This window comes from Streptomyces sp. P9-2B-2, assembly GCF_030406865.1.
GTDB classification, from domain to species: domain Bacteria; phylum Actinomycetota; class Actinomycetes; order Streptomycetales; family Streptomycetaceae; genus Streptomyces; species Streptomyces platensis.
This window is the reverse complement of sequence record NZ_CP129126.1, coordinates 100,181-114,287: the sequence shown is the minus strand read 5'-3', so window position 1 is coordinate 114,287 and position 14,107 is coordinate 100,181. Positions and strand designations below refer to the sequence as shown.

At 70.2% G+C, this 14,107-nt stretch carries 11 protein-coding genes and 1 pseudogene; 5 read left to right on the top strand and 7 right to left on the bottom strand.

Going from position 1 to position 14,107, the window contains the following annotated elements; translation table 11 throughout:
- Positions 1–19: 19 nt before the first annotated feature.
- The 5 genes from QT196_RS00550 to QT196_RS00530 form a co-directional block, all read right to left on the bottom strand.
- Positions 20–1,819 (bottom strand): ABC transporter ATP-binding protein, encoded by a 1,800-nt coding sequence (locus QT196_RS00550; protein WP_168476436.1) that lies wholly within the window; start codon positions 1,817–1,819, stop codon positions 20–22.
- A complete protein-coding gene (locus QT196_RS00545) occupies positions 1,816–3,648 on the bottom strand; it encodes an ABC transporter ATP-binding protein (RefSeq protein ID WP_282189789.1) in 1,833 nt (610 codons plus the stop codon). Before QT196_RS00545 ends, QT196_RS00550 begins: the two co-directional genes overlap by 4 nt.
- An 84-nt stretch (positions 3,649–3,732) precedes the next feature.
- Complete coding sequence (locus tag QT196_RS00540) at positions 3,733–4,680, bottom strand: aldo/keto reductase (RefSeq protein WP_211117535.1); 948 nt, start codon at positions 4,678–4,680, stop codon at positions 3,733–3,735.
- A gap of 141 nt (positions 4,681–4,821) precedes the next feature.
- Entirely contained in the window at positions 4,822–5,406 is a 585-nt protein-coding gene (locus QT196_RS00535) for an AAA family ATPase (RefSeq protein ID WP_168476434.1), read from the bottom strand.
- A 52-nt stretch (positions 5,407–5,458) separates the two neighbouring features.
- The gene (locus QT196_RS00530; protein ID WP_168476433.1) at positions 5,459–6,340 is read right to left on the bottom strand and encodes a class I SAM-dependent methyltransferase; all 882 of its coding nucleotides are present in this window, start codon (positions 6,338–6,340) and stop codon (positions 5,459–5,461) included.
- Positions 6,341–6,898: 558 nt separating this feature from the next.
- Between QT196_RS00530 and QT196_RS00525 the strand changes: the two are divergent.
- Both QT196_RS00525 and QT196_RS00520 read left to right on the top strand, forming a co-directional pair.
- Positions 6,899–7,507, top strand: a pseudogene (locus QT196_RS00525) (LLM class F420-dependent oxidoreductase); the annotation flags it as partial.
- 17 nt (positions 7,508–7,524) lie between these two features.
- A complete protein-coding gene (locus QT196_RS00520) occupies positions 7,525–7,953 on the top strand; it encodes a TIGR03668 family PPOX class F420-dependent oxidoreductase (protein ID WP_290354085.1) in 429 nt (142 codons plus the stop codon).
- 65 nt (positions 7,954–8,018) lie between these two features.
- On the opposite strand, the gene QT196_RS00515 is transcribed toward QT196_RS00520, so the two are convergent.
- Together QT196_RS00515 and QT196_RS00510 are read right to left on the bottom strand one after the other, a co-directional pair.
- Complete coding sequence (locus QT196_RS00515; protein ID WP_168476431.1) at positions 8,019–8,516, bottom strand: peptidylprolyl isomerase; 498 nt, start codon at positions 8,514–8,516, stop codon at positions 8,019–8,021.
- 90 nt (positions 8,517–8,606) lie between these two features.
- Positions 8,607–9,305, bottom strand: coding sequence for a hypothetical protein (locus tag QT196_RS00510; RefSeq protein ID WP_290354084.1), 699 nt, complete (start codon positions 9,303–9,305; stop codon positions 8,607–8,609).
- 234 nt (positions 9,306–9,539) lie between these two features.
- Here QT196_RS00510 and QT196_RS00505 point away from each other — a divergent pair, with 234 nt between their 5' ends.
- The 3 genes from QT196_RS00505 to ggt all read left to right on the top strand — a co-directional run bounded on the left by QT196_RS00505 (position 9,540) and on the right by ggt (position 14,044).
- Positions 9,540–11,030, top strand: coding sequence for a PLP-dependent aminotransferase family protein (locus QT196_RS00505; protein WP_290354083.1), 1,491 nt, complete (start codon positions 9,540–9,542; stop codon positions 11,028–11,030).
- A gap of 55 nt (positions 11,031–11,085) precedes the next feature.
- Positions 11,086–11,976: a DUF2268 domain-containing putative Zn-dependent protease gene (locus QT196_RS00500; RefSeq protein WP_168476429.1), complete on the top strand. Its 891-nt coding sequence runs from the start codon at positions 11,086–11,088 to the stop codon at positions 11,974–11,976.
- 223 nt (positions 11,977–12,199) lie between these two features.
- On the top strand, positions 12,200–14,044 hold the full coding sequence (gene ggt, locus QT196_RS00495) for a gamma-glutamyltransferase (RefSeq protein ID WP_290354082.1): 1,845 nt from the start codon (positions 12,200–12,202) through the stop codon (positions 14,042–14,044).
- Positions 14,045–14,107: the final 63 nt, after the last annotated feature.

Sequence of the window (14,107 nt, the reverse complement as noted above, 5' to 3'; positions counted from 1 at the left end):
CGCCCCTCCCGCCCCGCCGTCAGCGCCGCGCGCTGTGCGTCGGCCCGGTGCCGCCCGTCGCGGACACCCACGCCGCGTACAGGTCCGCGTACACCCCCGGCCGCCCCGCCAGCTCCTCGTGCGTGCCCTGCTGCACGATGCGGCCCCGGTCGAAGACGAGGACCAGGTCGGCGTGTTGGGCCGTGGAGAGACGGTGCGCCACCGACACCGAGGTCCGGCCGCGTGTCGCACTCTCCAGCGCTTGCTGAAGCCGCACCTCCGTCGCCGGGTCCACCGCCGAGGTCGCCTCGTCGAGGATCAGTAGATCGGGGTCGGCCAGATAGGCGCGGGCGAGCGCGACCAACTGCCGTTCACCGGCCGACAGGGCATCACCGCGCTGCCCGACGCGGGTGCGCAGACCCTCCGGCAGGGACGCGAGCCAGTCGTCCAGCCCCAGATCGGCCAGTGCCCGGCCGATCTCCTCGTCCGAGGCGTCCCGGCGCGCGAAGCGGATGTTGTCGGCAACGGTGGCGTCGAAGAGGAATCCGTCCTGCGGCACCGTCACCACCCGGCGGCGCAGCGACGCGAACCGCACCGTCGTCAAGGGCGTACCGGAGAGCCGGACCTGCCCCGAGGACGGGTCCGACAGCCGCGCCAGCAACTTCACGAACGTCGACTTCCCCGACCCGGTCTCGCCCACGACCGCGACCCGGCTGCGCGGGGCCACCTCGGCCGACACCTCGTGCAGCACCTGGGGCCCGTCCGGATACGCGTAGCTCACCTTGTCGAACCGCACGGACACCGGCCCCTGGGGCAGGTCGGTGCCGCGCTCACCCGGGTCACGGACCTCCACCGGCGCATCCACCACCGACAGCACCCGGCGCCAGCCCGCCAGCGCGTTCTGCAACTCGTTGAGCACCTCATTGGTCATCTGCATCGGACCGATGAACAGCGTCACCAGGAACAGAAACGCCACCAGCTCACCGGCCGTCAGATGGCCGCCGACGCCCAGCAGCACACCCAGCACGACCACCCCGCCGATGGCCGCCGCTGCCGCCACCTCCCCGCCGGAGAGCGTCACCGCCACCAGCCGCTGGGCCCGGCTCTGCGCCCGCCGGTGGCGCTCCACCGCCGTGTCGATCCGCTCCCCGATCAGCTCCTGCGCGTGGTAGGCGTGGATCACCGTTGCGCCCACGACGGCCTCGCCGGTCACCGCCAGCATGTCCCCGGCCCGGTCCCGCACCCGCCCATAGGCGTGCGACAGACGGCGCTGAAGCCGCGGCAGCACCAGCAGCAACGGCAGGAACACCGCCCAGACCGTCAGCGCCAGCACCCACGAGAACGCGAACATCACCACGCTGCCGACCAGCAGCTGACCGAAGCTGATCACGAGCATCCCCGCGAACTGGAGAAAGGAGCTGAACTGGTCGACATCTCCGGTGACCCGCGCCACCAGCCCGCCACGGCGCTCCCCGTCCAGCGACGTCGGGGACAGATCGTGCACCCGCCGGAACGCCTTGGTGCGCAGCGTGGCCAGCCCTCGCTCGACGGTGCGGTACAGGCGGTGGTTCATCGCATAGGTGATCCCTGCGGTGGCCAGTACCGCCACCGCGCACACCGCCGCGGTGACCAGCACCTGCCCCAGCCGCGCCCCGCCCTGTGCCCGGAAACCCTGGTCGATGGTCTGCTGCACGGCGATCGGCACCACCACCCGCCCGGCCGCCGCGAGCAGCGCCAATACCGCCACCGTGCCCAGCCCTTGGCGGAGTTCGGGGGAAACCTGTACGGCTCTCCGCAGCACGGCGGCGCCGGACAACGGCGGGGTGACGGTGGCCTTCATGCGCTCTGTCCTTCCGTGGTGTCCGCGACGGTGATGGTCCCCGCCCGCGGGCCGTCGTCACCGTCGTCGCGACTGTCGTACGCGTTGACCAGCTCCCGGTAGCCGCGGCAGCGCACCAGCATCTCCTCGGGCCGGCCCCGGTCCAGCACCCGGCCGCGTTCGACGTAGACGACCTCGTCGGCCAGCGCGATCGTGGCCCGGCGGTACGCGACGACGAAGACGGTCGAGGGCCGCCGGGCCTCCCGGAGACCCCGCAGGATGCGGGCCTCCACCTGCGGATCCACGCTGGAGGTCGCATCGTCCAGGATCAGCAGTCGCGGCCGGCGTACCAGCGCCCGGGCAAGCGCGATGCGCTGCCGCTGCCCGCCCGACAGGGTCGCTCCCCGCTCCCCGACCCGCGCGTCCAGCTGCTGCGGCAGCCCCCGGACGACATCGTCGGCCTGAGCCAGTTCCAGGGCCTCCCACACCTCCTCGTCGCGGAAGTCGAGGCCCAGGCAGATGTTGCCACGCACCGTGTCGTCGAACAGCAGGGTCTGCTGCGGAACGAAGGCCAGGGCAGAAGCAAGTTCACCGGGGCGCATATGACGGGCGTCGATCCCGTCCATCTGCACGACGCCGGCGTACGGGTCGGCGAGCCGGACCAGCAGGGTGGCCAGTGTCGACTTCCCCGAGCCGGTGGGGCCGACGACGGCCACGGTGTGCCCCGGCGACGCCTCCAGGCTCACCCCGTGCAGCACATCGGTGCCGGAGTAGGCGTAGCTGACCTCCTGCACCCCCAGCCCGATCGGCCCGCCGTCGGCCAACCGCAGCTCACCGTGCGGGAGTTCCTCCCGGGCGTCCAGCACATCGTGCACCCGCTGCCAGCCGACGGCGCTGCGCGGCAGCTCGGCCAGCAGCCACCCGAAGGCCCGCACCGGAAAGGCGATCATGGTGAACAGATAGGCCACCTGCACGATGTCGCCCACGGTCAGAGCGCCGGTCGCCAGCCGCGCGCTGCCCACGGCCAGCACTGTGAGGATGCCCAGATTGGGCAGCGCGTCCAGCACCGGATCGAACGCGCCGCGGGTACGCCCCACCGCGATGTTCGCGTCCCGCAACCGCTGCGCGGCCTCCGCGAACCGCAGGGTCTCGGCATCCTCCTTCCCGAGCGTCTTGACGACCGTCGCCCCGTCGAAACTCTCGTGCGCGATCTCGCTCACCTCGGCGCGCAGCGCCTGCGCACGGGACGCCAACGGCGACAGCCGCCGCTGATAGACGACGTTCAGCAGGCCCACTGCGGGAAAGACACCCACACTGACCAGGGCGATGTACGGATCGACCGTCAGCATCGCGGTCATCGCGGCGAGCAGCATCGCCACCACACCCACCGCGGTCGGCAGCGGAATGACCGGCGCCCAGACCGCCTCCACATCCGCGTTGATGTTGGACAGCAACTGCCCGGCCGGGTGGCGCTGATGCCACGCCAGCGGCAGCCGCAGGTAGCGGTGTGCGACCTTCCGCCGGTAGGCGGCCTGAAGCCGGAACTGCATGATGCCGGCCCCGACGCGCCGCCCGATGACTCCGATGACGCGCAGCATCGCCACACCGAAGATCGCCAGACCGGCTGTGGCCAGCGCCGCGAACCCCGTACGGCCCGCCCGGAACGCCGGCATCACGACGTCTTCGGTCACCCACCCAAGAGTCCACGACGTCGCGACCGGGGCCACGCCGTACAGCAGGCTCGCTGTCAGGGCCCCGCAGAACACCCAGGGTTCCTCCCTGATGGCGACCCGCAGGATGTGCAGCCCTCTTCTCCGCAGGGACGCCCTGCTGCCGGTTGCGGACGTCACATCGGTTGCCACGTCGATCCTTTCGTACGAACAGCGGGCGCGGCTGCCGGCGGCGGCACCCTCACCCGCGGACTGCCAGACGGGTCACTGACGGGCTCCGACCGGCTCGGGCAGTCCGTCCAGCACCCGTAGGTCCTCCGGTGCCAGCCGCACTTCGGACGCCTGCACGTTCTCCTTGAGAAAGGCGGGGTTCTTCGTGCCGGGAATCGGCACCACATACCGCCCGCGCGTCATCACCCAGGCCAGTGCGATCTGCGCGGCGGACGCGCCATGCCGCTCCGCCACCCCCCGAATACGGTCGACCATGGGCAGATTCGCCGCGAACGCCGCATCCTCGAACCGCGGGTTGCCGCGCCGCCAGTCGCCCTCCGGCACATCCTGGGCGCTACGGAACCGGCCGGTGAGGAATCCGCGCCCCAGCGGTGCATACGCGATGCAGGCGATGCCCGACCGTTCCGTGAACGGCAGCAACTGCGTCAGCGCGTCCCGCGTCCACAGGGACAACTCGGTCTGTACCGCCGTCACCGGATGGACCTCGTGCGCGGTGCGCACCTGTTCCGCGGTCACGTCGGACAGCCCCAGCATCCGCACCTTCCCGGCCCGGACCGTCTCCGCCATCGCGCCCCAGGTCTCCGTCAGCGGGACCTCGGGGTCCACGCGGTGCAGCTGGTACAGGTCGATGTGGTCGGTACCCAGGCGTCGCAGGCTGGCGTCGACCGCGGCGCGGATGTGTTCGGGCCGGCCGTCGCGCCGCAGCCGCTGCTCCCCGGCCACAAATCCGACCTTGGTGGCCAGCACGGCTTGTGCACGCCGCCCGGCCAGCGCCTTGCCGACCAGTTCCTCGTTGGTGAACGGGCCGTAGACATCGGCCGTGTCGATCAGGTTCACCCCCAGATCGAGGGCCTGCCTGAGGACCCCGGCCGAGGTGTCCTCATCGCGTCCCGACGGATCGTAGGCCCAGGACATACCCATACAGCCCAGACCGACGGCGCCGACCGCGGGGCCATGGGAACCGAGAGTGACGGTGTGCAGCAAGACGAACCCTTTCGTCGGCGGACGCACCTGGCGTCGGTAAGAGCGGGGAAACAGGGACGGGCCAGGGCCCCGGGCCGGGCCGGTCCCCGCGCCGCCGCGGCGTACGCGGGAACCGGCCCGGGAGCCGCGGGGCACCCGTCAGGCGACAGCGCCCTCGGTCCAGGCCCGGCTGAGGATCTCGTCGACCGTCTCGTCCACGGTCTGCTTCGAGGTGTCCAGCCACAGTCCGATGTCCCGGGGCGTGTCGGCCCGCATCAGCTTGTCCAGGTCCCGCACGGTCCAGTCCGGCCCGTACGCCGTCTTGGGGCGGGACGCCTCGCGCGCCTCGACCGCCGCCGGATCGGGGAGCAGCACGACGACCGCGAGCGGCCTGGTCTTGATGAACCCGGTCATCTCGGCGAGGTACTCACCGATGAGGATGTCCTGCGCGATCACGGTGAAGCCGGCCTGTGCATACTCGTCGGCGCAGTGCGCCGTCAGCCGGTAGCGCAGTTTGAGCTGGGCGACGGCGTGCTTCTCCGCGTCGGGCGTCATATTGATCTGGCCCCGGACGATGTTGCGGCGGAAAGTGTCACCGCGCAGGTGGACGGAGCGGGGCAAGCGCTCGGCGAGCGCCTGGGCCACCGTGGACTTACCAGCTGCCTGGATGCCGGTGATCACCACGACGCCGCCGTCGTTCCACGGTCCCTGCGGTGTCACTCGTCCGGGAGCGTTTGCGGTCATAGTGCGGACTCTGCCTTTCTGCTGTGGGCTGGTCGGAACCGCCCGTGCCACCTCAGGCGCGCTCCAGGACCAGCAGGTCCATGGACGCCGGGCGGGCCGTCGAACTGCTCCAGGTGCCGAGCTGCGGCTCGCGTTCCAGCCGCAGCCCGTGCCGCGCGGCGACCTCCTGGATGTGATCGAGGCGGTAGGCGATGGCGTAGGTCGGTTCCTGTTCCGAGTGAATGAAGTGCGTCCCCCGGGAATGCGTGAAGGTGAAAGCGGTACGCCCTTCCCGCACTCGCTCAGCGACCATATCGTCCACCAGGTACGCCGTCGCAAAGCATTTGCCGCCGGGTCGTAGAACACGAGCAGATTCGGCCACATAGTTGTCCACTTCATCGGGCAGCAGATGGCTGATCAGCCCCACGAGAGCGACCATGTCGAACGCCTGGCCGTCGGCCGGAAAACGGAAGTCCGCAGAGGTGAGGGTCCCTTCCGGGTTATAGATTTCCTGTTTGATGTCGACGTGTGAGAAGCGGAAGTTCGGGTGGCGCGACGTGATGGCCGAATGACACCAGTCGATGGCGTGCGGCACGATGTCGAAGCCCAGATAGCTGCCCTCGGTCAGGTATGAGGTGAGCGGAACGGCGATCCGGCCCACGCCGCAGCCGGCGTCGAGTACGTCGTGCGAGGGCAGCAGCCCCAACTCCGCACGCATGTACTGGGTGATGGACGTGCCGACCTTGGTGAAGTCGCCGTTGCCGATGAAACGGCGGTAGCGGCGCGGGGGCACCATCTTCCGGTCCCGGCCCAGCGCCCGGTCCGCCAGGTCGAGCGCCCGCAGCCCACTGCGGTAGCCCAGCGCGCGTAACCGTTCGATCCCTCCTTCCGTGCGTGCCGAGGAGGTGTATTTCGTCGACCTGAGAGACTTCAGCTCGGACCTGCTTGCTCCCATGGACAATCCTGTTCCTGGAGGTTTCGTCGCGGACACATCGGGCCCGGCCGGTACCCGAATGCAAACGGAAAACGAGCCACAAAGAAATCCCAGCATGACAACCACGGCGGCAGCCGGTCAACGCACCGGACCCCGAACACGTACCCATGCGTTCGGGGTCCGGAATTCCCTTCCTGAACAACCTTGCAAAAGCCCGGAATCCCGTGCGTGATTTCTCCGGCCGCCATCCGGTCGGGCCCGGAACGCATCCGGGCCCGACCGGACAAGGCGAGAAAGGCCGCAGCCTGGCACCACCCGGAGCCCGGCTCAGTGGCCATCACGCCGGATCTCGCCTCGGAGAACGCCCGGGTTGCGTTGTACGGGCTGCCGGTGATCGCCCGGTCGGCCGCACGGATTGTTGGGCCGGGGCCGATCCGGGTACCTGGCCCTGGGGCCGGCCTTCCGGGTCCGCCCGAGCCCGCGATCACGGGGTGCACGACCCGGCGAACTGAAGAACCCAAACCCGCAACCCCCCGCTCCACCCCGCAAACTCCTCACCCCGAATCCCAGGGAGCCGCTGTGAAGTTCGGTGTGTCGACCTTCCTCACCGATCAGGGCATCGCGCCCGCCGCGCTGGGGCGCGCCGTCGAGGAGCGGGGGCTCGACTCCCTGCTCATCGCCGAGCACACCCACATCCCGGTGGACCGCCGCTCGCCCTACCCGGGCGGCGGCGAGCTGCCGAAGATCTACTACCGCACCCTCGACCCGTTCGTCGCGCTCAGCGCGGCCGCCGCGGTGACCGAGCGGATTCTGCTGGGCACCGGCATCGCCCTGGTGGCCCAGCGGGACCCGATCATCACGGCCAAGGAGGTGGCCTCGCTGGACCTTGTCTCCAACGGGCGGGCGGTCTTCGGGATCGGTGTCGGCTGGAACCGGGAGGAGATGGAGAACCACGGCACCGACCCCCGCACCCGCGGCCGTCTCGTGGACGAGCGGCTGCGGGCCATCCGCGAGCTGTGGACGCAGGACAAGGCCGAATTCCACGGGGAGTTCGTCGACTTCGACCCGGTCCACTCCTGGCCGAAGCCGGTCCAGCGGCCGTGGCCGCCGGTCTACGTGGGTGGTGGCGAGGCGGCCTTCGACCGGGTGGCCGCCCTGGGCGACGCCTGGCTCGCGAACAGCCTGCCGAACGGGCGGGTGCCGCAGTGCCGAGGATGACCGGCGAGCGGGCCCGGGAGTGCTTCAGCCGGGCCAGGATCGCCCGCCTCGCCACGCTCGACGACACCGGCCGCCCGCATCTCGTTCCCGCGGTCTTCGCGCTGACGGGTGACACCCTGGTCTTCGCCGTGGACCACAAACCGAAGCGCTCGGCCCACCTCAAGCGGCTGGCCAACATGCGTGCCCACCCCGAGGTCTGTCTCCTCGTCGACGGCTATGACGAGGACTGGGACCGCCTGTGGTGGGCACGCGCCGACGGCACGGCCACCGTCCTGCCACCGGCCGAGCGGGCGGCGGCGTCCGCGCACTACGTAGACCTGCTGACGCGCAAGTACCGGCAATACGCGGACCGCTCCCCGCACGGCCCCGTGGTGGAGATCCAGGTGGCCCGCTGGTCCGGCTGGCACGCCACCTGACCACTCAGGGCCGGTCCGGTGGGTCGGGGGAAGGCCCGCACCCACCCACCGGACGCAGACGGGTGTCAGGCGCCGACCACGCCGGACTTCGCGATGACGATCTTGGCCTTGGTGGCGCCGCCGTGCGAACCGAGGGACTCGATCTTCCGGACGAGGTCCATGCCTTCGGTGACCTCGCCGAACACGACGTGCTTGTTGTCGAGCCAGTCGGTGACGATGGTCGTGATGAAGAACTGCGAGCCGTTGGTGTTCGGACCGGCGTTGGCCATCGAGAGCTGACCGGGCTTGGTGTGCTTGAGCTGGAAGTTCTCGTCCGCGAACTTCTCACCGTAGATGCTCTTGCCACCGGTCCCGTTGCCGGCGGTGAAGTCGCCACCCTGGAGCATGAAGTCGGGGATCACACGGTGGAAGCCGGATCCCTCGTAACCGTAGCCGTTCTGGCCGGTCGCGAGCTCGCGGAAGTTCCTCGCGGTCTTGGGGACCACGTCGTCGAAGAGGGTGAAGACGATCCGGCCCGCCGGGTCGCCGTTGATGGTGATGTCGAAGTACACGTCGTTACTCATGACGGCAATCCTCACATCCGCCGATCACGGGTCGGCACCCAGCCCCGGTTTTCCGGTCACGCAGGGGAGCATCCCCCCTGCTCAAGCGCCTCACGCCTTGATCATTCCAGCCGGGTTCCGCTCCTCGGGCAGCACCGCCTCGCCGCCGCGCTCGGCAGCGCTCCGGTAGGCGGACCAGGGCAGGAAGAACTGGGTGACCGGGCCGACCGCGAGCGCGTACAGCACGGTGCCCACCCCCACGCTCCCGCCGAGCAGTCGGCCCACCACCAGCACGGCGATCTCGATCAGAGTGCGGACCAGCCGGATCGAACGCCCGGTCACGGCGGACGCACCGGTCATCAGCCCGTCCCGGGGCCCGGGGCCGAAGCGCGCGCCGACGTAGACGGCGACGGACAGTCCATTGAGGACGACGCCACCGACGAGCAGGCCGGCCCGGACGGGGAGCCCGAGGTGCTGGGGGAGGAGCCGCAGACCGAGGTCGGATGAGCACGCGAGAACGACGATGTTGGCGACGGTGCCGAGCGTCGGCCGCTGCTTGAGGGGGATCCACCACAGCAGCACGAGTACGCCGATAACGGCGCTGATCATGCCGAAGCTCAGCGAGGTGTGATGCTCCAGTCCCTCGTAGAGAACGCTCCAGGGGTTGACGCCCAACGACGCCCTGACCAGGACCGAGAGACTGAAGCCGTACAGAGCGAGACCGACGAGCAGTTGGGGAAGACGGCGCAGCGGACGTTCACCGACCGGGACGTAGGTGAGCGGGGGCGGCGACGGGCGCGTACGGGACATGCACCGGGCCGACCCGGTGCCCCCACCCGGCACAGCACCCTCGACGCGCTCCTCGCCGCGGCGCCGACGGTGACGCGCATGATGTTCCGTACGGTCCTGCTCCATACCGGTCCCCTCCACGGGTGCGCTCCATGCCTGCTCGCTGCGATGCTGCGCCGCGTGAGCCTCAAGGCCAATGCGGCGAGTCTGTAAGGTGATTGGTCTGGGAAACACGGCCAATCCGGGGAGGGTGGTATGGCGGACGCGCATCCGTTCCGGCCGGTGGACAGAGTGGATCGCACCCAACGGGCCCTGGGAGCACGGCAGTTCGCCGCGATGCTGCCCGACCCGTCGGGGACGCGGCCCGCCTACCGCCACCTGGCCCGGGCGATCAGCGCGCTCATCCTGGACGGCCGTATCGCGCTGCACGTCAGACTCCCCGCCGAACGGGAACTGGCCACGGCCCTCCACACCAGCAGGGCCACCATCACCGCCGTGTACGACCTGCTCCGCGAGAGCGGCTACGCCCACAGCCGCCAGGGCTCCGGCACCTGGACGGCCCTGCCCGACGGCCGCGCTCCCCGCGGCATCACCCGTCTCCTCGGACCCGAGGACACCGCGATCGACCTGGCCAGAGCCGCCCCCGGCCTCCCCGAACAGACGCTCACCGAAGCGCTCGCCCGGATCGCCCCGCAACTGGCCGAGCATGTGCACACACCCGGCTACCACCCCTACGGCCTGCCGGAACTGCGCGCCGCCGTCGCCGAACGCTTCACCCGGCGGGGGCTGGCCACCGTGCCCGAACAGATCCTGGTGACCTCCGGCGCCCAGCACGCACTCACCCTCGTCCTGGGGCTGCTGTGCCGGCCCGGCGACCGGGTCATGGCCGAGAACCCGTCCTACCCGAACGCTCTGGACGCGATGCGCCGCGGCCGGCTGCGCACGGTGTCGGTCCCGGTGACCGCCACCGGCTGGGACATCGAGATCATCGAATCGACCCTGCGTCAGGTGGTGCCTCAACTCGCCTACCTGATACCGGACTTCCACAACCCGACCGGCTGCCTGATGCCCGAGGATGAACGCGTCCGCGTCCTGCACGCCGCGCACCGCTCCGGCACCTGGCTGGTCATCGATGAGACCCTGGCCGACCTCGCGCTCGACGTCCCCGCCCCGCCGCCCTTCGCCACCCACGCCACGCCCGACCGAACCGGCCAGGTCATCACCATCGGCTCGATGAGCAAGACACACTGGGGCGGCCTGCGCATCGGCTGGCTGCGCGCCCCCGCGCGGCTCGTCACCGAACTCGCCGGTCAGCGGGTCGCCACCGACATGGGCGGCTCGGTCCTGGACCAACTGCTGGCCCTCACCCTGCTGACACAGGCCGCCGACCTGCTGCCGCCCCGCCTGGATCAGCTGCGCGGCCGGCGCACCGCCCTGGCCGCGGCGCTCACCGAACACCTGCCGCAGTGGACCTGGCACCTGCCGCCCGGCGGCCTGTCCCTCTGGGTCGACCTCGGCGAACCCATCGCCTCGGCGCTGGCCGAGCGGGTGCTGGACTACGGCGTACGCATCGAGGGCGGCACGCACTTCGCCACCGACCCGGGCCTCTTCGAACAGCGCCTCCGCATCCCGTACACCGTGCCGCCGGACACCCTGCACGAGGCCGTACGGCGCATGGCCACCGCCCTCGCCGACGGCCTGCCGCACCCGCCGACCACCCGACAACAACCGCACTGGGTCGCCTGAGACGGCCCGATTGCGGCTTGCACCTCCCGTAACGGGAGGTCCTACGGTCGAAGACATGAAGATTGTTGTGCATGACACGGCGTCCGCCATGCTCGATCTCCTCCGGCGTCCGCCGGCGGAGCGGCCCGACGCCTTACGGGGAATACTCAGTCCGCTCCAGAGCGCGATGTCCGTGATGGGAGACGTGGATCTGGTCCAGATGCACGAACAGGGCGGTAGTGGCCTCCGCCTCGACCGTGACGACCCGCGCTATGTCCCCGCCCTGCGTCAGATGCAGGACGCGGGCGTGTGGCACCGCATCGAGGAATCCCTCACCTCCGGGTGGGAGCGGATCAGCGGCGCGGTGCCCGGTATCAAGCACGCCGAGACCGTGCATGTCGTCCTGGTGCTCGGCAACCCCGACGACGATCACCTGACGGTCCGCAGCGCCGGCTACTTCGGTGCCGGCGGCTTCCCGGGTGCGATCCACCTGACGATGTGGCCCACCGAGACCTCCCTGGCCAAGATCGGCCACGCCGCCGCGCACGAGCTCCACCACAATGTGCGCTACGCGAATGTGGTCTGGAACCCGGCGACCGTCACGGTGGGGGAGCACGTCGTCGCCGAGGGCCTGGCCGAGGCGTTCGTACGGGAGCTGGCCGGCGAGCAGGCCATGGGCCCGTGGTCGAGGGCGCTGACCGGCGCCGGACTGGACCGCGCCTACGAAAAAATCACCGCCGACATCGACGTCGCCGGGATGCAGAACCTGACCGCGTATGTCCTGGGCGATGCCACCGCACAGCGCTTTGGCCAACAGCCCATTGGTCTGCCGGACTTCGCCGGATACGCCGTCGGACTGCGCATCGTGGACGCCCACTTGGCGGCCTCCGGCCTGACCGCCGCCGAGAGCATCGCTCTGCCGGTGCGCGAGATCCTCACCAACGCGGGCGTGGCGACCAGCGCGTAACGGACTCGGCGACATGACGGGGGCCGGGGCGCGGGAGGCTTGTCCAGGGCGCCCCGGCATGCCCTTTTAAATGGGCATTCGGCGGTCCCGGCCCCCGAAAGGGTTACTGGACGGAAACCTCAGATCTCGCGCAAACCTTGCGGTGCGGCGTTGATCCGCTGGTCGAGCGGTGCCAGGGTTTCGGAAATCACACGTATCCACACAGTGAAGACCTGGAGGCCGTATGGCTGTCCGTCGTGCCGCTGTCGCCGCTGCATCTGCGGCTGCGCTCAGTCTTTCCCTGCTGGCCACCTCCTGCGGTGTCAACGGCACCGCGTCCGCCGCCGAAGCCAAGGACCGGCCGCCGGCGAAGAAGGCCGTGGCCACCGGTAGCGACGGCGCGGTGTCCAGCGTCAATCCGTACGCCTCCCGGGCCGGGATCGAGGTGCTGCGCAAGGGAGGCAACGCCGTGGACGCGGCGGTGGCAACTGCCGCCGCACTAGGCGTGGTTGAGCCCTACTCCGCGGGCGTTGGTGGCGGCGGCTACATGGTCTACTACGACGCCAAGGCCAAGAAGGTGCGCACCATCGACGGCCGGGAGACCGCCCCGCGCCGTATGCGCTCGGACGCCTTCCTCGACCGTTCGACCGGCAAGCCCCTCCCCACCGATGAAGTGATCAACTCCGGTCTGTCGGTCGGCATTCCGGGCACGCCGGCGACGTGGGAGAAGGCACTCAAGAACTGGGGCACGGTCCCGCTGGCGAAGGCCCTGCGCCCGGCCACCCGGATCGCCCGCGACGGCTTCGTGGTCAACGACGAGTTCCGGGCGCAAACGGAGATGAACGAGAAGCGCTTCCGCGACATCAAGTCCACCACCGACCTGTTCCTGCCCAAGGGCAAGCTTCCGGTGGTCGGCTCGCGCTTCCGCAATCCCGATCTCGCCCGGACCTACCAGCAGCTCTCCCGTGAAGGCGTCGGCGCGCTCTACCACGGGGACCTCGGGCGCGATGTGGTGCGGACCGTCCAGAAGCCGCCGATGGCCTCCGGCGCCTCGCACAAGGCCCGCCCCGGACTCATGAAGGCGAAGGACCTCGCCGACTACAAGCCCCTGCACAGGGAGCCGACCCGGACCACGTATCACGGGCTGGACGTCTACTCCATGGCACCGTCCTCGTCCGGCGGCACCACCGTGGGCGAGGCGCTGAACATCCTGGAGAACTTCCATCTCTCCAAGGCCGACAAGGCCCAGGCCCTGCACCACTACCTGGAGGCCAGCCGGATCTCCTTCGCCGACCGCAACCGCTGGGTGGGCGACCCGGCGTTCTCGGACGTGCCCGCCAAGCAGCTGCTCGGCAAGGACTTCGCCAAGGACCGGTCCTGCCTGATCCGCTCCGACAAGGCGCTGACCAGCCCGCTCGCCCCCGCCGACCCACGGCGCCCCGGCTCGGGCTGTGCTCACAAGACCGGCAGCAAGCAGCCGCACGAAGGGCCCTCGACCACCCATCTGGTGACCGCGGACCGCTGGGGCAATGTCGTCTCCTACACCCTGACGATCGAGCAGACCGGCGGCTCGGCCATCACCGTGCCCGGACGCGGCTTCCTGCTCAACAACGAGCTGACCGACTTCGACTTCGCGCCCCTCACCAAGGGGACGCCGGACCCGAACCTGCCCGGCCCCGGCAAGCGCCCGCGCAGCAGCATGTCGCCGACGATCGTCCTGCGGGACGGCAAGCCGATGATCGCGGTGGGTTCACCGGGCGGTGCCACGATCATCACCACGGTGCTCCAGACCCTGGTCAACCGTCTGGATCTCGGTATGTCGCTCCCGGAGGCGGTCGCCGCACCGCGCCTCTCACAGCGCAACCAGACCGCGACCGAAGCCGAACCGGCCTTCCTCTCCTCGCCCGAACGGAAGAAGCTGGACGGCATGGGCCACCACTTCGTCCTCGCCCCGAAGGCCTTCACTCCGTCACCGGAGATCGGGGCGGCGGCCGCCCTGGAATTCCTGCCGGACGGCAAGCTCACGGCGGTGGCCGAGCCCAAGCGCCGTGGCGGGGGATCGGCCATGGTGCTGAAGGAATCCCGCTGAGACCGGGCCTGTGAAGGCCCAGTCGTTGACGGCCTGGCCGTTGAAGGGCCAGGTGTTGAAGGC